The organism is Pseudoxanthomonas sp. LjRoot143 (assembly GCF_964252945.1).
GTDB lineage: Bacteria > Pseudomonadota > Gammaproteobacteria > Xanthomonadales > Xanthomonadaceae > Pseudoxanthomonas_A.
In genome coordinates this window covers 4,128,939-4,146,584 of record NZ_CAXUPM020000001.1, presented here as the reverse complement: position 1 = coordinate 4,146,584, position 17,646 = coordinate 4,128,939, and the positions used below count along the sequence as shown (strand labels likewise).

The 17,646-nt window shown below is 67.3% G+C and carries 19 protein-coding genes; 9 read left to right on the top strand and 10 right to left on the bottom strand.

Features of this window, described 5'->3' with window-relative positions; genetic code table 11:
- Window positions 1-15: 15 nt before the first annotated feature.
- Genes ACSQ1W_RS19940 through ACSQ1W_RS19930 form a run of 3 tightly spaced genes read left to right on the top strand, consistent with a single transcriptional unit; the run spans window position 16 to window position 2,917 of the window.
- Window positions 16-873 carry a MurR/RpiR family transcriptional regulator gene (locus ACSQ1W_RS19940; protein WP_436045715.1) on the top strand — a complete coding sequence of 286 codons (858 nt, stop codon included), beginning with the start codon at window positions 16-18 and terminating at the stop codon, window positions 871-873.
- Window positions 873-1,664 (top strand): L,D-transpeptidase family protein, encoded by a 792-nt coding sequence (locus tag ACSQ1W_RS19935; RefSeq protein ID WP_436045714.1) that lies wholly within the window; start codon window positions 873-875, stop codon window positions 1,662-1,664. Before ACSQ1W_RS19940 ends, ACSQ1W_RS19935 begins: the two co-directional genes overlap by 1 nt.
- Entirely contained in the window at window positions 1,661-2,917 is a 1,257-nt protein-coding gene (locus tag ACSQ1W_RS19930) for a dicarboxylate/amino acid:cation symporter (protein WP_436045712.1), read from the top strand. Before ACSQ1W_RS19935 ends, ACSQ1W_RS19930 begins: the two co-directional genes overlap by 4 nt.
- Window positions 2,918-3,119: 202 nt before the next feature.
- Here ACSQ1W_RS19930 and ACSQ1W_RS19925 read toward each other — a convergent pair whose 3' ends face one another.
- Window positions 3,120-3,542, bottom strand: a complete 423-nt coding sequence (locus ACSQ1W_RS19925; protein ID WP_436045711.1) for a transposase — start codon at window positions 3,540-3,542, stop codon at window positions 3,120-3,122.
- A gap of 278 nt (window positions 3,543-3,820) precedes the next feature.
- Here ACSQ1W_RS19925 and ACSQ1W_RS19920 point away from each other — a divergent pair, with 278 nt between their 5' ends.
- Window positions 3,821-4,408, top strand: a complete 588-nt coding sequence (locus ACSQ1W_RS19920) for an outer membrane beta-barrel protein (protein WP_192274221.1) — start codon at window positions 3,821-3,823, stop codon at window positions 4,406-4,408.
- A gap of 142 nt (window positions 4,409-4,550) precedes the next feature.
- Here the strand turns inward: ACSQ1W_RS19920 and ACSQ1W_RS19915 are convergent, their stop codons facing one another.
- From ACSQ1W_RS19915 to ACSQ1W_RS19895, 5 genes are all read right to left on the bottom strand, one after another.
- Entirely contained in the window at window positions 4,551-5,588 is a 1,038-nt protein-coding gene (locus tag ACSQ1W_RS19915) for an NAD(P)H-dependent glycerol-3-phosphate dehydrogenase (protein WP_436045709.1), read from the bottom strand.
- A 52-nt stretch (window positions 5,589-5,640) separates the two neighbouring features.
- Window positions 5,641-6,159, bottom strand: coding sequence for a protein-export chaperone SecB (gene secB, locus ACSQ1W_RS19910; RefSeq protein WP_192274219.1), 519 nt, complete (start codon window positions 6,157-6,159; stop codon window positions 5,641-5,643).
- 97 nt (window positions 6,160-6,256) lie between these two features.
- Window positions 6,257-6,700 (bottom strand): rhodanese-like domain-containing protein, encoded by a 444-nt coding sequence (locus ACSQ1W_RS19905; protein ID WP_192274218.1) that lies wholly within the window; start codon window positions 6,698-6,700, stop codon window positions 6,257-6,259.
- 63 nt (window positions 6,701-6,763) lie between these two features.
- The gene (locus ACSQ1W_RS19900) at window positions 6,764-7,186 is read right to left on the bottom strand and encodes a hypothetical protein (RefSeq protein WP_436045707.1); all 423 of its coding nucleotides are present in this window, start codon (window positions 7,184-7,186) and stop codon (window positions 6,764-6,766) included.
- Window positions 7,187-7,213: 27 nt separating this feature from the next.
- Window positions 7,214-7,672, bottom strand: coding sequence for a YiiD C-terminal domain-containing protein (locus ACSQ1W_RS19895; RefSeq protein ID WP_436045705.1), 459 nt, complete (start codon window positions 7,670-7,672; stop codon window positions 7,214-7,216).
- Between the two features lie 16 nt (window positions 7,673-7,688).
- Here ACSQ1W_RS19895 and ACSQ1W_RS19890 point away from each other — a divergent pair, with 16 nt between their 5' ends.
- The 3 genes from ACSQ1W_RS19890 to ACSQ1W_RS19880 are packed head-to-tail and all read left to right on the top strand — an operon-like array spanning window position 7,689 to window position 10,789.
- Entirely contained in the window at window positions 7,689-8,459 is a 771-nt protein-coding gene (locus ACSQ1W_RS19890) for a uroporphyrinogen-III synthase (protein ID WP_436045704.1), read from the top strand.
- 45 nt (window positions 8,460-8,504) lie between these two features.
- On the top strand, window positions 8,505-9,533 hold the full coding sequence (locus ACSQ1W_RS19885) for a uroporphyrinogen-III C-methyltransferase (RefSeq protein WP_436045703.1): 1,029 nt from the start codon (window positions 8,505-8,507) through the stop codon (window positions 9,531-9,533).
- A complete protein-coding gene (locus tag ACSQ1W_RS19880) occupies window positions 9,530-10,789 on the top strand; it encodes a heme biosynthesis protein HemY (protein ID WP_436045701.1) in 1,260 nt (419 codons plus the stop codon). The genes ACSQ1W_RS19885 and ACSQ1W_RS19880 overlap by 4 nt, the downstream gene beginning before the upstream one ends.
- 2 nt (window positions 10,790-10,791) lie before the next feature.
- Here ACSQ1W_RS19880 and ACSQ1W_RS19875 read toward each other — a convergent pair whose 3' ends face one another.
- Window positions 10,792-11,709, bottom strand: a complete 918-nt coding sequence (locus ACSQ1W_RS19875) for a DUF4349 domain-containing protein (protein ID WP_436045700.1) — start codon at window positions 11,707-11,709, stop codon at window positions 10,792-10,794.
- A 247-nt stretch (window positions 11,710-11,956) separates the two neighbouring features.
- Between ACSQ1W_RS19875 and ggt the strand changes: the two genes are divergently transcribed.
- Window positions 11,957-13,702 carry a gamma-glutamyltransferase gene (gene ggt / locus ACSQ1W_RS19870; RefSeq protein WP_436045698.1) on the top strand — a complete coding sequence of 582 codons (1,746 nt, stop codon included), beginning with the start codon at window positions 11,957-11,959 and terminating at the stop codon, window positions 13,700-13,702.
- A 65-nt stretch (window positions 13,703-13,767) separates the two neighbouring features.
- On the opposite strand, the gene ACSQ1W_RS19865 is transcribed toward ggt, so the two are convergent.
- Together ACSQ1W_RS19865 and ACSQ1W_RS19860 are read right to left on the bottom strand one after the other, a co-directional pair.
- Window positions 13,768-14,661 carry a restriction endonuclease gene (locus ACSQ1W_RS19865; RefSeq protein ID WP_436045696.1) on the bottom strand — a complete coding sequence of 298 codons (894 nt, stop codon included), beginning with the start codon at window positions 14,659-14,661 and terminating at the stop codon, window positions 13,768-13,770.
- A gap of 59 nt (window positions 14,662-14,720) precedes the next feature.
- Window positions 14,721-16,001, bottom strand: coding sequence for an acetyl-CoA C-acetyltransferase (locus tag ACSQ1W_RS19860; protein ID WP_436045695.1), 1,281 nt, complete (start codon window positions 15,999-16,001; stop codon window positions 14,721-14,723).
- Window positions 16,002-16,108: 107 nt separating this feature from the next.
- Here ACSQ1W_RS19860 and ACSQ1W_RS19855 point away from each other — a divergent pair, with 107 nt between their 5' ends.
- Window positions 16,109-16,993, top strand: a complete 885-nt coding sequence (locus ACSQ1W_RS19855; RefSeq protein WP_436045693.1) for a hypothetical protein — start codon at window positions 16,109-16,111, stop codon at window positions 16,991-16,993.
- Window positions 16,994-17,028: 35 nt separating this feature from the next.
- On the opposite strand, the gene ACSQ1W_RS19850 is transcribed toward ACSQ1W_RS19855, so the two are convergent.
- Window positions 17,029-17,601, bottom strand: coding sequence for a superoxide dismutase family protein (locus ACSQ1W_RS19850; RefSeq protein ID WP_436045691.1), 573 nt, complete (start codon window positions 17,599-17,601; stop codon window positions 17,029-17,031).
- Window positions 17,602-17,646 lie beyond the last annotated feature (45 nt).

Below are 17,646 nucleotides of genomic sequence, written 5' to 3'. Positions count from 1 at the left end.
CATCACACTCATGCCATGACAACGCCCCTGGTGAAGATCCGCTCCGAACGCGATCAGATGTCGGCCATCGAACGCCGCATCGCCGACTTCATCCTCGACAACGCGCACCTGCTGCGCGACTACTCCTCGCAGCAGCTCGCCAGCGCGCTGGGCATCAGCCAGTCGAGCGTGGTCAAGTTCGCGCAGAAGTTCGGCTTCAAGGGGTACCCGGACCTCAAGTACACCATCGGCGAAGCCGTCGCCCGCAACGGCAACGGCCAAGTGTTGCCGCCGGACGCGACTAAGGACGATGCCGCGGATGCCTATGGGCAACTGCAGGACAGCCTGCGCCGCAGCAAGATGGCCGCCGAGGAAGAAACCCGCAGCCTCAATCCGCGCACGCACATCGAGCCCATCGTCCAGATGATCGACAAGGCGGACAAGGTGTTCGTCTGCGGGCTGGGCGACGACGGCCTGTTCGCGCGCGAGTTCGCCATGCGGCTGTCGCTGCTGGGCCTGCTGACGGTGCACCACGCCGATCCCATCCTGATGATGGCCAACCTGTCGGCAGCGCGCCCCGGCGATGTGCTGCTGATGTTCTCCGAGTTCGGCAAGCTCCCCGAGCTGTCGCAGGTCAGCCGCCAGTTCCAGGCTTGCGAAGGCAAGGTCATTTCCATCACCCGCCATACCGCCAATCCGTTGCGTGCGCACGCGGATGCGGCGCTGGTCATCTCGGCACACGACCCCGCGCCGCACGTGGAACAGCTGCTGTACCGCTCATCGCTGCAATCGTTGCTGGATTTCGTCTTCGTACTGCTATGCCAGACCAATCCGGACCGCAACCGCCAGCTCGCCATCAATCTCGAACGCATCCATCATCTGCTGGAGTCGTGATGCCCATACCGTCGTTGCCGCACCTCTCCCGTTCACTCGCCCTGGCCGCCGTCCTGCTCACCGGCAGCATCCATGCGATCGCAGCCGAGCAGCCGGCACCCGCCTCCCACTCATGGCGCGATGCGCGCCAACTCGTACTGGTGGTGACCGATGGGTGGGATGCCACGACGGGCACGCTGCAGCGCTACGAGATCCGCGACGGACGCTGGCAGGCAGTAGCGACAGCAGCAGCGATCTCGGTCGGACGGAATGGCGCGGCATGGGGACTGGGCCTGCATCCCGAACAGTCGCAAGGACCGCAGAAGCAGGAAGGCGATGGACGCGCCCCGGCAGGCGTGTTCGCCCTGGGTGAAGCCTTCGGCTATGCGGCCAAGGCCGACACCGCCATGCCCTACCGCGCGATGCAGGCGACCAGCTACTGCATCGATGTTCCGGATTCGCCGCTGTACAACCGCATCATCGATACGCGCGACGAAGGCAAGGACGCCGCAAAGGGATCGACAGAACCCATGCGACTGGACCTGCATAACAATGGCGATGTCCGTTATCGCGAAGGCCTGGTGATCGGCCACAACCCGAATGCAACACCGCGGGCCGGCAGTTGCATCTTCGCGCACCTGTGGCGCACCCCGGGCGAGCCGACGGCGGGTTGCACCGCGATGGCGGCGGGGACGATGGACGACGTACTGGCCTGGCTGCGTCCCGACGCGCGCCCGGTCTTCGTGCTGCTGCCCCGTGCCGAGTACGCCCGCCTTACCCGCGAATGGCAGTTGCCGGAGACGGCGCCATGAGGTGGCCGGGCGCCACCGCGCGCGTTCTCCTCGGTCTCGCTGCCGGCGCAATCGTCGGCCTGGCGCTGGCCCACTGGTCGCCGACGAGTGCGGCCACCGCAGTCGCCATCGCCCAGCCCATCGGCAAACTCTGGCTCAGCGGCCTGCAGATGACGGTCGTGCCGCTGGTGTTGTCGCTGGTGATCCTCGGCGTCGCGACCGCCAGCGATGCCGCCGCGTCCGGCCGCGTCGCGCGTCGGGCGATGGTGGTATTCATCTCTCTGCTGTCGCTGTTCGCCGCCTATGCAGCCATCGTCGCACCGCTGGTGTTGGCGATGGTGCCGCCCAGCGAAGCACTGACGGCCACGCTGCACGGCACGCTGCCGACGTCCGGTGAGGTCGTCACGCCCGGACTTGCCGACTGGATCGGCTCGATCGTGCCGAGCAACGCCATCATGGCGGCCGCGCAGGGAGCGATGTTGCCGGTAGTCGTGTTCGCCTTGTTCTTCGGATTCGCCCTTACACGCGTGCAGGAAGACCGTCGCACGCAGATCATCGGCTTCTGCCACGGCATTGCGGACACCATGATTGTGATCGTGCGCTGGATGCTGCTGGCCGCACCAATCGGCGTGTTTGCACTGGTGCTCGCCGTCTGTGCGCAGGCGGGCATCGGCGTGATCGGCGCGCTGGCGGGATACATCGCGCTGCAGTGCGGGATGTACCTCGGCGCGACCCTCATCTGTTATGTGCTGGTAGCGGTGTTCGCGCGCCAATCCCCGCTCGCTTTCGCCAAGGCGATCCTGCCTGCGCAGATCGTGGCCGCCAGCACGCAGTCTTCGCTGGCCTCGTTGCCTGCGATGGTGGAGAGCGCCCGCTTCCGCCTCGGACATCCGCGAGCAGTCGCCGCGCTGGTGCTGCCGATGGCGGTGACGTTGTTCCGCATCACCAGCCCAATCCAGTACATCGTCGCGGCATGTTTCGTCGCCTGGGCCTACGGAATCGAAGTCAACGCGGTGACGTTGGCTGCCGGAGCTGCGCTGGCCGTGGTGATCAGCCTTGGCTCGATCGGCCTGCCAGGCCAGGTGAGCTTCATGGCGACGGTCATGCCGGTGACCCAGTCCATGGGACTGCCGATCGAACCACTCGGCCTTTTGCTTGCGGTGGATACCATCCCCGACGTGTTCGCTACCACCGGCAATGTCACCGGCGACCTGACCGCAACCAGCATCGTCGCGCGCCAGTCGCCCGACGCCCGTGACGGCGACGACGGCTGAATGAGTAGTCGACACGCGAACACAGCCACCAGCAGATAGTGGTGGCTGGGTCGCGTGCACTCAGAGCGCGCACTCCGTGCGCTTCACGACGTTGGGCGCATCGCCCGGCCCGCGGCGGGTCCAGTGGCAAGGACGCTGCTCCCCATCGTTGCCATGGATAGCCAGCGTCGCGTCGGCTGTACCGCCTGGAAGCAACGGGCCTTCAGAAGGGCGTAAATCGTGGTCCGGCACGACGCGCAATGGATGCGGGATGTCGTGAGAGAAGGTAGTCGCTGACAAGCCGTCGCAAGGGGTCGGCGACATCGGCATGCGCTTGCAGTGACGCGATCACCTCGTCCCACAGGCCGCTTTGGGCCCAGCGCGTGAATCTGACGTAGACGCTATGCCACGGACCCCACGCTGTCGGGAGGCGGCCCCAGGGTTGCCGCGTCACGGCGATCCACAGTACAGCCTCAAGGAACGCGCGTGTGCGTACGCCGTTCCGCGCGCGTGCGCGAACGAGCGGTGGCAACGTCGCCACAACAGCGTCCCAGCGCGCTTCATCCAGTTGCAGTGCGTCCGCCGAATCGATCATCCCTGTATCGCCCGACACCTGCCCCTGCTCACCACCCCGTTCTTCCATCATCGCGTGCCTCCTGGCGCTCCGAAAAAACCTGCGCGTACCACTGCGCTGCGAAATCCTTCCGCTTGTTCCTCCTCTTCGTACGAGGTCATTCGAAGCGGACATGCAGCGCCGATCCGCGATGCGCCATGTCGCACAAGTCACGAAGTTCCCGATGCCGGCACTCAATTTATGTACCGGTCAGTTTTATATTCAGGAGGTGTTGTGAGGTGAAGCGGATACTGCGTCCACCGTCACTTCCGAAGCGACGGACACACAACAAAAAGAGAGAAACACGCCCCATGAAGAAGTCCTTGCTTGCCCTCACCCTGCTGGCTGCCGCTCCCTTCGCCGCGTCCGCTGCGGAAGGCGTTTCCTACAACTATGTCGAAGGCGGCTACACCGCGACGAACATCGATGGCCCCGATGCCGATGGCTGGGCACTGAAGGGTTCCGTTGCGCTGCATCCGAACTTCCATGTCTTCGCCGACTACAACACGCAGGAAATCGAAAACATCAACGTCGATTTCGACCAGTGGCGCGTCGGCCTCGGCTATAACCACGAGCTGTCGCAGCGCGTCGATCTGCTGACCCGCGTCGCGTATGAAAAGGCGAAGACCGACAGCTTCAACGCCGGCAGCGTACGCGTGCCGAGCTTCAGCGCCGACGGCTACAGCGTCGAAGTGGGCGTGAACAGCGCGCTCATCACCAACCGTTTGAATGGCTATGCGCTGGCCGGCTACGAAGACGGCGGCAGCGACTACGACGGCGATTTCTACGGCCGCCTTGGCGCGCAGGTGAAGTTCACCCCGAACTGGAGCGCCTCGGCAGACGTGAAGTTCGCTGACGGTGACACCCAGTGGTTCGTCGGTCCGCGCTTCAGCTGGTAATCCGCAACAGCGTTCCCCGCGACGCGTCCCCCTCTCTCCCCGCGTCGCACCCCAAAGCCCGGCCTCCACGGCCGGGCTTTTCTTTGCACGACTAAAGAAAAACCCGGCGTGGCCGGGCTTTTCCTGTTGCCTGCTGGACGCCTTACTTGAACAGCGTTTCCGGATACTCCGGTTTCTGTTCGCGCGCGAGCAGCTGTTGCAGGCCATCGCGGGGCGTCAGATCACCGTGCAAAACAGCACGCACCGCGCTGGAGATCGGCAGGTCGATGCCGTGGCGTTCCGCCTGGCGCATGACTTCGTCGGCGGTCTGCACCGACTCGACCACCTGGCCGATCTCGCGCACGGCATCCTGCAGCGACTGGCCACGGCCGAGCGCCAGGCCCAACCGCCGGTTGCGCGACAGGTCACCGGTACAGGTCAGCACCAGATCGCCGAGCCCGGCCAATCCCATCAGGGTTTCCGGTTTTGCGCCGATGGCGGCCGACAGGCGCAGCATCTCGTTGAGGCCACGGGTGATCAGGCCGGCGCGGGCGTTGAGGCCGAGCTGCATGCCGTCGGACACGCCGGTCGCCACGGCGAGTACGTTCTTCATCGCGCCACCGAGTTCTGCACCGACCATGTCGTCGCCGGTATAGGCGCGGAATGCCGGGCCATGCATCACGTCGGCCACCGCTTGCGCGAAGTTCGCATCGGCGCCGTGCACGGTGACAGCGGTGGGCAGGCCCAATGCGACTTCCTTGGCGAACGAGGGGCCGGTGACCACCGCAATCGGCACGTCAGGACCAAGAACCTCCTCGGCAACCTCATGCAGGAAGCGACCCGAGCCGGTTTCGAAGCCTTTGGTCGCCCACGCCACGCCAGCCTTGGCGGGACGCAGGGGAGCCAGCTTTTTCAGCGTCTCGGTGAAGGCATGCGACGGTACAACCACCAGCACCTGGTCCGCATCGGCAAGCGACGTGGCCAGATCGGTGGTGGCACGCAGGCTGTCCGGCAACGGGATGCCGGGCAGGTAGCGGGTGTTCTCGTGCTGGCCGTCGATGGCGGCCGCGACCACCGGGTCGCGACCCCACAACGTCACCTGGTGCCCATGCCGCGCCATCAGCGCGGCCAGGGCAGTACCCCATGACCCGGCGCCCAGCACCGCGATCTTCAGCACGTCGACGGGATTCGGGTCAGACATCCGTCACCCCTGTGTGCGGCGTTGCCGCGCTGACGGGACCGTGCATCGGCGATCAGGCGTTGCCGACCGGTTCCGAGTTGGCCAGGCCGGCATCGCCGCCCTGCGCGGCGCGCTGGCGCAGCGATTCGGCATACAGCGCCTCGAAATTGATCGGCTGCAGGAAGAACGGCGGGAAGCCGCCGGCCTGCACCAGGTCGCTGACAAGCTGGCGCACGTACGGGAACAGGATGTTCGGGCACTGCGTGCCGAGCAGCACGTCGACGGCCTGCGGCTCGAGGCCGATCAGACCGAAGATGCCGGCCTGCTGCACTTCCGCCACATAGGCGGTCTTGTCGCCGGCCTTGCAGGTCAGGGTCACGCCGAGCACGACCTCGAAGGCGTTCTCGCCCAAGCGCTGGACGCGCTGGTTCAGGTTGAGCTGCAGCTCCGGCTGCACGTTCTCGGCGAACACGGCCGGTGCGCCGGGGGCTTCGAAGGAAACGTCCTTGACGTAGATCTTCTCGACAGTGAAAGCGGGGCCAGCGGCTTCGGCGGCGGGCGCGACCGCGCCGTTGGTGGTCTCGTCGGACATTTCTTTGACTCCGGAATCTGGATTGCAGGTGAATGGAAACTATCTCATGGCGGCACGCGGGGCCCGGTTCAAGGGCGGGTCCGCGGCCAGCGGGGAATCAGCGGCCCTTGACCAGCGGCAGGTCCGCCTGCTGCCAGGCAGCGATGCCACCCTCGAGCGAGTAGACCTTCTCGAAACCGGCCTTCTTCAGCCGCTTGGCGGCGCCGCCGGACGCCTGCCCGGTGCGGCAGACCAGCACTACGGGCTGGGACTTGGCGCCGGCCAGCAGCTTGTTCTCGGGGTCGAAGTTGCTTGGCAGCACGTTGCGGCTGCCGGCGATGTGGCCCTTCTCGAAGTCGTTGCTCGCCGACAGGTCCACGACCAGGGCGTTCTCACTGTTGACCAGTTGGGTCAGCTCGGCCGGACGCAACGTCTTGTAGCCGCGGAACAGGCGTGCGACTTCGGTATAGATGATGGCCACCGTCAGGCCGACGAGGGCCAGCGACAGCATCTGGTTGAACGGAGAACGGGTGGCGAAAGCCAGGATTTCTTCGAAATTCACGGGGTTGGCGATCTTCGAGCGGGCGGCGATTGTCGCACAGGACGCCGCCGCGGCGTCGGCGGCCTATTCCCCGTTCCACAGGTCCGGCAGCCCCACCACCAGCCACCAGCGCTTGGCGTCGGGGTCCCAGCGCCACCGCTCGCGGTAGCGCAGCGTGCGCTCGGCCATGGTGTGCTTGTTGATGACGCGAAGTTCGATGGCCCGCTCGATGGTGCCGTCCGGGCCGCTGCTGGTGGTCATGTCGCGGTAGCCGGAGATCTGCACCTGCTGATAGCGCTCGAACTCCAGCTCGGTCATCGGGTGCGCGGCCTTGTAGGCGGGATCGACGAGCTGCCAAGCCGTCTCGAAATCACCCCAGCGGATCGCCGCAGCGTACGCATCCTGCATGGGCTGCAGCTTGCCGCGTTGCATGCGGCTCTGCGCAACCGCCGGGGCGAGCATGAGCAGCAGGCCCGTCGCCAACAGCAATTTCCCGATCATCCGCATGGCATTCCCCCGGTCGTGGCCCGCATGCTACCGCTTCGCGATGGCGACGAAGCGCCCGCTCAGCGTGGTGGCCATGCCACCTTCAGGCAGTCGCACGCAGGCATCCACCTGGATCCGCGCCCGGCCCCGCTGCACCAGCGTGTCAATGAAGGTGTCCGGCGACTGGCCGTCGGCGAAGGTCGCGTCGGCGACCAGGTCGCCATACAACGGCGCGAGATAGCGGATCTGGCTGTCGGCGACGTAGACCTCCGCCTTGAGGCCCGCCAACCGCAGCTTCAATGTCACCAGGCCCCAGCCGGCCACGGTCATCAGCGAAGTCAGGCTGCCACCGAAGGCATTGCCCTTGTCGTTGACGTTGGCCGACAGCGGTGCGGTCAGCCGCAGGGCGTCGCCATGGAGACCCTCAACCTCCACGTGCATCGCTGCCACCGGCGGCATGCCGCGGCAGTAGTCACGCAGTTCCTGCAGGGCTTCTTCCGGGCTCATCACTCATAATCCGCGCATGGGACATCCAACGCCGCCGGCATGGTACGTCATCTCGCTGCGGCCCCAGGGTGGCCACGATGCGCTGCGACGTGCCGCCCGCCGCCAGGGCGCAGGACTGCTGGCGCTGTCGCCGTGGCGCATCGCCCGATGCGACGACGACGCCACGCGCGAAGCCCTGCGCGCCGCGCTCGACTGCCCTGTCGTGGTGTTCACCAGTCCCGCCGCCGTCGCTGCTGCACACGCACTTCAACCGCTCCGGTCCAGCCCTGGACAGTCATGGCTGGCGGTGGGCAGCGGCACCGCAGCCGCGCTGCGCCGCGCCGGCATCGACGACGTCGCATTCCCGGCCCGAATGGACAGCGAGGGCCTCTTGGCGCTGGCCGGGCTGGCGGATCTCCGCGGCACCACGCTCGGCTTCGTCACCGCGCCGGACGGGCGCAACCTGCTGGTACCCACGCTGGAAGCGCGCGGCGCCCACGTGCTCCGCGCCGAGGTGTACCGGCGCGCCTCCATCCCGCTGGGCGCCCGTGCGCTCGAGGCGCTCGCCGGGCTGGAGAAGCCCGCCTGCCTGTTGCTCAGCAGCGGCGGCGCGCTGCACCAGGTGCTGGCGCAACTCCCCGATGGCCTCTCAGGCCGCTTCCGGGCGTTGCCGGTGGTGGCCGCCAGCGAACGCCTGGCGGAGGCCGCACGCGAGGCCGGTTTCGCCCGCGTCGTCCTCGCCGATGGGCCACGCCCCGCGCAGCTGGTGAAGGCGGCGTGCACCGCCCGCCTCAACGGCATCCGGTAGCATCTGCGGCGCACATCACGCTTTTCCCTGCCGCCAAGGACACCTGTGAACGACGACCTGTCCTCCCCGCCACCCCGCTCCGGCAACCGCGCACGCGTCGTGGTGACGGTGCTGGTGCTGCTCGCCCTTGGCCTCGGCGCCTGGCGCGGCTGGACGTGGTGGCAGGCGCGCAACGCGGACCGGCAGACGGCGCAGTCGGCGGCGGAACAGCGTCTCGATGCACTGGAATCGCGTACCGATGCGCTGCGCCGCGACCAGCGTGCGCAGGCGCAACGGCTCCTCGATGCCGCGGCCACCAACCGCGTACTGCGCGACGAAGTGCTCGGCCTCGGCCAGCGCGGCGCGCTGCTCGAGGAAAGCGTCGCCAAACTCACCGATCCCACCCGCCACGGCGCACAGGCGCTGCGCCTGGATGAAGTGGAACTGCTGCTTTCGCAGGCGGCGCAACGCCTGGACATCGCCAACGACGTCACCGGCGCGCGCCGCGCCTATGCGCTGGCGGCGGGCGCGCTCGACGGCATCGACGACCATCGCCTGCTCAACCTGAAGCAGGCGTTGGCCCAAGAGCGCGGCGCCGTGGATGCGTTGGGGGCTGGCCCTCAGGCGGATGCGATGGCGCGCCTGGACGCCCTTGCCGTGGTGCTGCAGGGGTTGCCGCGCGATCCCGCCGCGGTGGCGGACCTGCCGTCGCGTCCCGCGTGGCAGCGTTGGCTCGCACCGCTGGTCGATGTCCGTCCCACGCGCGACACCACGCTGGTGGCGCCGGATGCCCGCAACGCCGCCGATGCCGCGCTCCAGATCGAGATCAGCCTGGCACGCGCCGCACTGGAACGCGGCGACGATGCCGCCTGGCGCGCCGCCTTGCAGCGCATCGATGCATGGCTGCCCAGGTTATGGCCCGATTCACCGGAGCGACGCGGGGTTCACGCGCAATTGCGCACATTGCAGACGACGTCGCCGCCGCCGCGGCCAACCGAACTGGGCAGCACGCTCCAGCAACTGCGCATGCTGCGGAACGCGGGCCTGCGCCTGCAGCCGACGGCACCCGTGGAAACACCGGAGGTCTCGCCATGAAGCCGTTCCGTACCGTGGTGGTGCTGTTGTTGCTGCTGCTCGCCGGTGTGCTGGCCTCGCAGTGGATGGCGGGCACCGACCGCGACCTGGGCGAGGTCTTCGTCCGCTTCGCGGGGTACGACGTGCATACGAACGTGCCGCGCGCGGCGCTGGCCCTGCTGCTCGTCGGTGGTTTGGCATGGCTGGCCTGGAACCTGCTGACGCTGCCGTTCCGCGCATGGGGCCGGCATCGCCGCAAGCAGGCGCGAGCGCGCCTCATCGAGGGCCTGGAAGCACTGCACGCAGGACACTGGCAGAAGGCCGAGAAACTGCTGGAGCGTGCCGCGAGCGATGATGAAGTCGGCGGCATCGCACGCGCCGCGGCGGTGCGCGCGGCGCAGGAGCGAGGTGACGAAGCGTCGGTGCAGCGCCATCTGACCGCGTTGCGCGAGCGGTCACCGCATGCGCATGCGATCACCGCGGCGCAGATCGCACTTGACGCCGGCCGTCCGCAGGATGCGCTGATCGTGCTGGATACCGCCGAAGTGCAGCCGTTGCCGCCTCGTGGCCTCGTCCTGCGCGCCGACGCGCTGGCCGGCACCGCGCGGGCCGGCGAAGCGTACGGCCTGCTTGGCGCACTGAAGCAACAGCAGGCCTTGGCGCCGACCGCATTCGAGGCACTGGAGATCCGACTGGCGACGCAGTCACTGCATGAGGCGTCCGATCCCAACGTGCTGGCCGAACGCTGGGAGATCCTGACCAAACCCCTGCGCGTCCAGCCTTCCGTGGTCGCCGCCTACGCCGAGCGCGCCGCGGCATTGCATTGGGAAGACGCGGCGACGCGCAGCATCGAGCAGGCGCTGGAGTCACGCTGGGACGAAGGCCTGGTGGCGCTGTACGGCCGCCTGCCGGTCGGCAAACTCGATTCGCGCCGCGCCAGCGCGCAACATTGGCTGCAGGCGCACCCGGCCAGTCCCGCCCTGCTGGTGACGTTGGGACGGCTCGCGCGCCTTCAGGGGCAGTGGACGGCGGCACAGGACTTCCTGCATCGCGCCGTCGCCCAGGGTGCAGGTGCCGAGGCGTGGGAAGAACTGGCCGTGGGTTTCGACGAAGCCGGCGATACCGCCTCGGCCCAGCAGTGTCGCGCTAACGCCCTGAAGGCCGCGCGCGGCGAGGTGCCCGCGCGACTCCCTGGCCGCGACATCAAGCAGGCGATCCACGACGAGGCCGTCGTCGAGGAGCGTGATGCGCATGGACTGCCGCGCCTGAAGGGCTGACGTCAGCCGACCGCCGGCTTCCTGCTGCGCCAACGGCGCCAGCCGATCACCACAGCCAGCACGACCAGCCACAGGGGCCACACCGCGGCCAGCGCCACCGCAACCTGCAGGCTGCCGCGCCAACCAACGGCCAGGGCGTCCCCCAACTGGCTGAAAAAGCCGGGGCCGTTGTCGCGGAACACCGCATCCACGTCCACGCGTTCGGCCTTGCGTACCTGCACGTCCTGCCGCAGCGACAGCGTGATGGTACTGAACGCCACGCGGTCTTCGAATTCCTTCTGCGCGATCAGCGCTTCGTCGCGGCTGGTGCGCGCGGCGCCACGCGCCTGGATGGCATCGGCCTTGTCACCGAGCTTGTCGCCTGCCTGCACTGCGTCACCGAGTTCCCGCTGCTCGTCCTGCGCACGTTGCCGCGCGAGCTGCTGACGCAGCAGGTCGAACTGCGCGTCACGCGCGGTGAAGTTGCGCCGGTCCAGGAACTCCATCTGCGACGCGATGGCACGCAGGAACGCCTGCGTGCGCTCACTGGGTACGCGCACGGTCAACGCACCCTGCAGGCGATACTCGGAAAGTTCCAGCCGCTTGCCGTTGCCGATCGACCGGCTCTGCACGCGCTGCACCTGCGCCTGGATGTCGTTGTCGACGACGAAGCCGCCTTGCTTCGCCACCTCGTCCTCGATCGCCAGCGCGGTGCGGTAGACGTCCTTGACCTGGAAGTCCGCCATCGCGGTGCGGATGAAGCGGCGTTGCGGGTCGGTCTGCGCCAGCACGTCGGAAGCGAGTTGCGAGGCATCGACACCGGGGTCCCGCAGTACCGGCGGTTCGAGACTCTTCTGGGGCACCGCGGCCGCCGCTGCATCGGCGGCTTCGGCCATCATCGGCGCGGACGCCACCGCGGTATCCGCTTCGGCGGGCGCCATCTCATGCCTGCTGCATGAGGTGAGCAAGGCCAACAAAGCCAGGGAGGAAACGACTCGATACGTCCTGTAGGTGCGCATGAAAGCTCCAGGCGGAAGGGCAAGGCCATCGGGCCGGTCACACCTCCAACGGGCCGCACGGCCCCGCGGGGTTGGACGGCACCCATTCCATGATCCCACCGCCCGCAACTGGCTCACCGCAAGCCGGGGCGCGTGTGACAATCCGGGGGCCTCCCGGTGGTGACGTTCGATGAATCGACTCCTGCGCGTTTCGTTGCTCCTCTTCGCCCTGATGACCACCGCCGCGCAGGCAAAGACACCCGTGGCGAGGGGAACAGGCGGCGCCGCCGCAACGGTCAGCGAACAGGCGACCAGGTCCGCCATCGCGATCCTCGACCAGGGCGGCAATGCGGTCGACGCCGCCGTTGCCGCAGCCGCCACGCTTGGCGTGACCGACCCCTTCAGCTGCGGCATCGGCGGCGGCGGCTTCATGGTGGTCTACCTCGCGAAGGATCGTCGCGTGATCACGATCGACCATCGCGAGACGGCCCCGGCCGCCACACTGCCGACGCTCTTCATCGAAGACGGCAAAGAGATGGATTTCGACACCGCCGTCGCCAGTGGTCTGTCCGTCGGCGTGCCCGGCACCGTGCGCGGCTGGCACGAGGCATTGCAGCGCTACGGCACGATGTCGCTCGCACAGGTGCTGGCGCCGGCGATCACCGTGGCGGAAGACGGCTTCACCGTCGATGCCAACTTCTCGTCTCTGGTAAGCCAGAACGAACGCAAGTTCAACCGCTTCCCTGCGACCGCGGCACTTTATCTGCGTGACGGCAGGGCGATCGCGCCGGGCACGCTGCTGCGCAATCCCGATCTCGCCCGCACGTATCGCCTGCTGGCGGACGGTGGCGTGGACGCGTTCTACGCAGGACCGTTGGCGCGCGCGATCGTCGATACGGTCAACCGACCGCCGAGCGCTCCGGGTATATCGGTGCGCGGCAGCCGCATGACGCTCGCCGACCTGGCCAACTACGAAGCCCGCCTGCGCCTGCCGGTGCATTCCACCTACCGCGGCTACGACCTCTACGGGATGGCGTTGCCGAGCAGTGGCGGCGTGACCGTGTTCGAGGCACTGAACATCCTCGAAGGCTACGACCTGAAGACGCTGCCGCGCGAACAGGTCGAGCACCTGTATCTCGAAGCCAGCCGCCTGGCCTTCGCGGACCGCGATGCCTATCTTGCGGATCCCGAGTACGTCGATGCGCCAGTGGCGGGTCTGCTCAGCAAGGACTATGCGGCACGGCGCCGTGCATCGATCAACGTGGATCAAGCGACTCCCGGTTCTGTCGCTGCCGGCGATCCCTATCCGTTCCAGCAGGATCCCAGTCGTCCGCTGCGTCCCGCGTCGCGTGCGTTGCAGCCAGAGCGCGCGCATACGACGCACCTCACCGTGTCGGACCGCGACGGCAATGTCGTCGCCTACACTTTCACCATCGAGGACTGGGGTGGCAGCGGCATGGTGGTGCCGGGTTACGGCTTCCTGCTCAACAACGAACTGACCGACTTCGATTTCACCGCGCCGCATCCGAACATTCCCGAGGCCGGCAAACGCCCGCGCAGCAGCATGACCCCGACGATCGCACTGAAGGACGGCAAGCCTGCGTTCTCGATCGGCAGCCCCGGCGGCTCGACCATCATCACCACGGTGCTGCAGACCATCGTCAACTACGTCGACCTGGGCCTGCCGATGGACCAGGCCATCGACGCGCCGCGGCTATCGCAACGTAACGGTGCGGCCACCGATGTCGAGCCCGGCTTCGTCGGAAGTGCGCAGGCCAAGGCATTAGCCGGCATGGGACAGCGCTGGTCGGATCAGGCGGCGGAGATCGGCGCGGCGAACGCGCTGGTGTTCAATGCGGACGGCACGGTGACCGCGGTGAGCGAAGGCCATCGGCATGGTGTGGGCAGTGCGCTGGTGCAGACGCCGTCGCGCTAGGTGTACTTACTGTGGTACGGCAGGATCCCTTCTCACTCGGGGCATCGCTCTCGCAGCGTGAGATATCAGGCTTCGTCGAAGTAGTCTGAGTCCAGCCGTTTCACCACGTAAGTCGCCACAGGTGTCACGCCGACACCGTGGTCAATCATAAGATTGGCGATCTGGATGCCATCCAGTAGAACGACCTTAACGTCGATATGCGAGACGTAGTCTCTCGCTTCTGACGAGAATGCACTGGTAGTCATAAATACACCCTTTCTTGCACGCTGACCGTGTAACGCCCCCACAAACTTCTGGATCTCGGGGCGCCCCACTGTTCCTTGCCAGCGCTTTGCTTGGATATAGATGACGTCCAAGCCAAGACGATCTTCCTTGATTATTCCGTCTATCCCGCCATCGCCGGATTTCCCGATGCGCTCCCCTGCGTCCCTTCTGGAGCCACCGTACCCCATGACCACGAGGAGCTCTACAACAAGCTGCTCGAAGAACTCGGGACTTACCTGCAGTAGGCGCTCAAGCACTTGAGAGGCAAGCTCGCCGCGCAGCTGCTGATAAGCCCCCTGCAGCGCTTCATCGGGTGTAGCGTGGTCTTGGGCCGAGGAGCCAAGCGCGCTCTCAACATGCCCCGTCGGTTCTGTCGCGGCACCCGTTATGAATTCCCTGAATTCCGGGAAGCTTGCAAGAAATGCCTTGTCGATACTTGGCGGTGGCGACTCGAGTACGCTCCCTCCGCGCTCGGTAATCTCGAAATACCCGCGCTTCGGCTTGATCAACAATCCGGCTTTCATCAGATAGAAGCTGGCCCAGCCGGTTCGATTTCTGAGCGCAGTCTGTTGACCGCTCGGCAGCATCGTCGCACGCTCTTCCGGCGTCAGTCCGAACTCGTCGGCCAAGAGCCTCTCTGCCGTAGGAAGGTCACTTGCGGCACGCGCTCCCGCTAGTCTCAGCAGAGGGAGCATCAACTGATCATATGTTGGAACCCCCATACAGCCTCCATGCTGGACAGTGATGCTGCCCGTTACCGCTCGATGATCGCCACCACACCCATGCCGCCGGCGGTGCAGATGGAGACCAGCGCACGGCCGCCGCCGCGCTGCTTCAGTTCCTTCGCGACGGTGGCGACGATGCGCGCACCGGTGGCCGCGAAGGGATGGCCCGTCGCCAGCGAGGAACCGTTGGGGTTCATCTTGGCCGGATCGATCCTGCCCAGCGGCGCGTCCAGGCCCAGGCGGTTGCGGCAGTAGTCTTCGCTCTCCCACGCGCGCAGCGTGCACAGCACCTGCGCGGCGAAGGCTTCGTGGATCTCGTAGATGTCGAAGTCCTGCAGCGTCAGCCCGTGGCGCTTGAGCATTTCCGGCACGGCGACCGTCGGCGCCATCAGCAGGCCTTCGCCATGCACGAAGTCGACCGCGGAGACCTGCGCATCCTTCAGATAGGCGAGCGGCTCGTGGCCGTGCGCCCTCGCCCACTCGTCGCTGGCGAGCAGCACGGCGGCCGCACCATCGGTCAGCGGCGTGGAGTTGGCGGCGGTCAGCGTGCCGCGGCCGGACACCTTGTCGAACGCCGGCTTCAGCGTCGCCAGTTTTTCCAGCGAGGTATCGGGACGCAGGATGTTGTCGCGCTCCAGGCCGCGGAACGGCGCGATCAGGTCGTCGAAGAAGCCGCGCTCGTAGGCCGCGGCCAGCTTCTTGTGCGAGGCGACGGCGAGTTCGTCCTGCGAATCGCGCGAGATGCTCCACTCCTTCGCCATGTCCTCGCAGTGGTCGCCCATGCTCTTGCCGGTGCGCGGCTCGGCCACGCCGGGAAACTCGGGCTTCAGTTCGCCGAACCTGAAGCCGCTGACCAGTGCCTTGAGCTTGTCCTGCGTGGTCTTGGCACGGTTGGCCGCAAGCAGGCGCGCGCGCAGCTTCTTGCCGTAGACGATCGGTACTTCGGAGGTGGTATCGGAACCGCCGCCGATGCCGGACTCGATCTGGCCCAGCGCGATCTTGTTGCCGATGTGGATGATGGTATCGAGGCTGGTGCCGCACGCACGCTGCAGGGTGATGCCCGGCGTCAGCGGCGACAAACCGGACGACAAGGCGGCTTCGCGGCCCAGGTTCCAGTCGGACGAATGCTTGATCACTGCGCCCATCGCCACTTCGCCCAGCTGCTGGCCGTGCAGGCCGAAGCGCTCGACCAGCGCGCCCAGCGTACGCACCGACATGCCCAGGTTCCCCACATCCGCGTAGGCCGTGTTCTGGCGGCAGAACGGAATGCGGACGCCGCCGAGGATGGCGACGGGACGGGGAGCGGGCATGGGGACCTCTGTGCGGATGGCGACGATGGGAGGGTGAAGATGCGCCTGCGTACGGCAGGCATAATGGGGGAGTGTAATCCGCCCCTCCACCGCCTCCAACCGCTGACATGACTCGATCCACAACCAGCCCCGTCGTCATGGGCGTGATCGCCCTCGAGCTGGCGGCCGGCAGCACACCGCAGCGCGCCGCGCTGCACGCCGCGGAGGCGAGCGGGTTGGCGGAAAAGCTGGGGCGCGACCTCGCCACGCATGCGCCGCAGGTCCGTGATCTGGATCTCGTCCTCGCCGCGGCGCATTTCGATCCTGCCGAAGCGCTTCGGCCCGGCTGGTCGCTGCACCAGCGCCTGCGCGAATTGCACCAGCGCGCGCCGGGACGCGGCGAAGGCGCACGGCTGATCGCCTTCGGCGCCGACGACACCGGTGACATCCCGATGCCCTTGCAGGCGGACGATGGCCTGCGCGGCGGCCTGCTGCGTGTGGTGCCCTTCCTGCTCAGCGGCGATGACCATACGGTCGAGGCCGTGGGCGAACGGCTTGAGAGCGTGCTGCTCGAAACCGGCATGGCCCAGGCCGATACCGCGCTGCTGGCGCAGACTGCGTTCGGCGCGCAGATCGAACACGCACGCTACATGACGCTGCACGACCTCGCGGCGATGACGGCGATGCAGTACGAGCACGGCGGCCTGGGGCCGCTGTGGCCGGTGATCGAGACGGCGCTGATGGCGCCAGCGGACGAATGCTGGCTGGACGCGGTGCCGGAACCGTTGCTGCGCTATGCAGGCGGCGAAGTGCATATCGCGCTGTTCGAACCGCCCGCCTGGCGTGCGCGCTACGCGTCGCAGGAGGCCACCGACGAGCGCCTGGAGCGCGCCTACCTGCATTTCCAGGCGCGCCAGCAGCAGATCGCTGCCGTGCTGGAAGCGCACGGCATCCCGGTGACGTTCGCGCACTGTCCCGGCAATACGGACGCACGGGCCTCACTGAACGCCTGAGGCATCGGGCCGGCGGCCCGACGCCCGTCGCTGCGTTACTGCGTGACCTTGATGATGCCGCACGCCACGCGTGCACCGGCGTTGCCGGCCGGCTGGCTGGCGTAGTCGTCCGGCGCGGCGTGCACGATCAGCGCCCGGCCGGACACGTCGTTGACGGCACCGCCGCCCAGCGTCACGCCTTCGAGATGCGCATCGACCTTGGCCACGCCATCGGCGTTGGCGGTGAGGTTGTTCATGTCGCCGGCATGGTGCGCGCCACTGCCCGCCTTGCCGTGCGCGGCATTGAACGGATTGAAGTGCGGGCCCGCGCTGCTCGCGTCGGCGGCACTGCAATCGCCCTTCTCGTGGATGTGGAAGGCGTGCGTGCCGTTGGCCGGCAGGCCCCCGATCTCACCGGTCAGGTGCAGGCCCTTGCCCATCGGCGTGAGGGTGACGCTGCCGCTGACGAGGCTGCCGGATGCCGAGGCCAGCACGGCGACCGCCTGCCTGGCGGTGCTGGTGGTGGGGACGACGGTCGTCGCGGTCGACGCCGACGAAGACGACGACGGCGTGGTGCCGCAAGCGGCGAGCGCGAGGGCGGATGCGGCGGCCAGCAAGGCGATGCGCATGGAAAGCTCCGGGAGCAGGATGTGGCCCGATAACGTAACCACCGA

Excerpts from the sequence above, each read along its gene's own strand:
- ACSQ1W_RS19940 (WP_436045715.1), top strand. The coding sequence starts at position 16 with ATGACAACGCCCCTGGTGAAGATCCGCTCCGAACGCGATCAGATGTCG.
- ACSQ1W_RS19935 (WP_436045714.1), top strand. The coding sequence starts at position 873 with ATGCCCATACCGTCGTTGCCGCACCTCTCCCGTTCACTCGCCCTGGCC.
- ACSQ1W_RS19930 (WP_436045712.1), top strand. The coding sequence starts at position 1,661 with ATGAGGTGGCCGGGCGCCACCGCGCGCGTTCTCCTCGGTCTCGCTGCC.
- ACSQ1W_RS19925 (WP_436045711.1), bottom strand. The coding sequence starts at position 3,542 with ATGATGGAAGAACGGGGTGGTGAGCAGGGGCAGGTGTCGGGCGATACA.
- ACSQ1W_RS19920 (WP_192274221.1), top strand. The coding sequence starts at position 3,821 with ATGAAGAAGTCCTTGCTTGCCCTCACCCTGCTGGCTGCCGCTCCCTTC.
- ACSQ1W_RS19915 (WP_436045709.1), bottom strand. The coding sequence starts at position 5,588 with ATGTCTGACCCGAATCCCGTCGACGTGCTGAAGATCGCGGTGCTGGGC.
- secB (WP_192274219.1), bottom strand. The coding sequence starts at position 6,159 with ATGTCCGACGAGACCACCAACGGCGCGGTCGCGCCCGCCGCCGAAGCC.
- ACSQ1W_RS19900 (WP_436045707.1), bottom strand. The coding sequence starts at position 7,186 with ATGCGGATGATCGGGAAATTGCTGTTGGCGACGGGCCTGCTGCTCATG.
- ACSQ1W_RS19895 (WP_436045705.1), bottom strand. The coding sequence starts at position 7,672 with ATGAGCCCGGAAGAAGCCCTGCAGGAACTGCGTGACTACTGCCGCGGC.
- ACSQ1W_RS19890 (WP_436045704.1), top strand. The coding sequence starts at position 7,689 with ATGGGACATCCAACGCCGCCGGCATGGTACGTCATCTCGCTGCGGCCC.
- ACSQ1W_RS19880 (WP_436045701.1), top strand. The coding sequence starts at position 9,530 with ATGAAGCCGTTCCGTACCGTGGTGGTGCTGTTGTTGCTGCTGCTCGCC.
- ACSQ1W_RS19875 (WP_436045700.1), bottom strand. The coding sequence starts at position 11,709 with ATGGCGCCCGCCGAAGCGGATACCGCGGTGGCGTCCGCGCCGATGATG.
- ggt (WP_436045698.1), top strand. The coding sequence starts at position 11,957 with ATGAATCGACTCCTGCGCGTTTCGTTGCTCCTCTTCGCCCTGATGACC.
- ACSQ1W_RS19865 (WP_436045696.1), bottom strand. The coding sequence starts at position 14,661 with ATGCTCCCTCTGCTGAGACTAGCGGGAGCGCGTGCCGCAAGTGACCTT.
- ACSQ1W_RS19860 (WP_436045695.1), bottom strand. The coding sequence starts at position 16,001 with ATGCCCGCTCCCCGTCCCGTCGCCATCCTCGGCGGCGTCCGCATTCCG.
- ACSQ1W_RS19855 (WP_436045693.1), top strand. The coding sequence starts at position 16,109 with ATGACTCGATCCACAACCAGCCCCGTCGTCATGGGCGTGATCGCCCTC.
- ACSQ1W_RS19850 (WP_436045691.1), bottom strand. The coding sequence starts at position 17,601 with ATGCGCATCGCCTTGCTGGCCGCCGCATCCGCCCTCGCGCTCGCCGCT.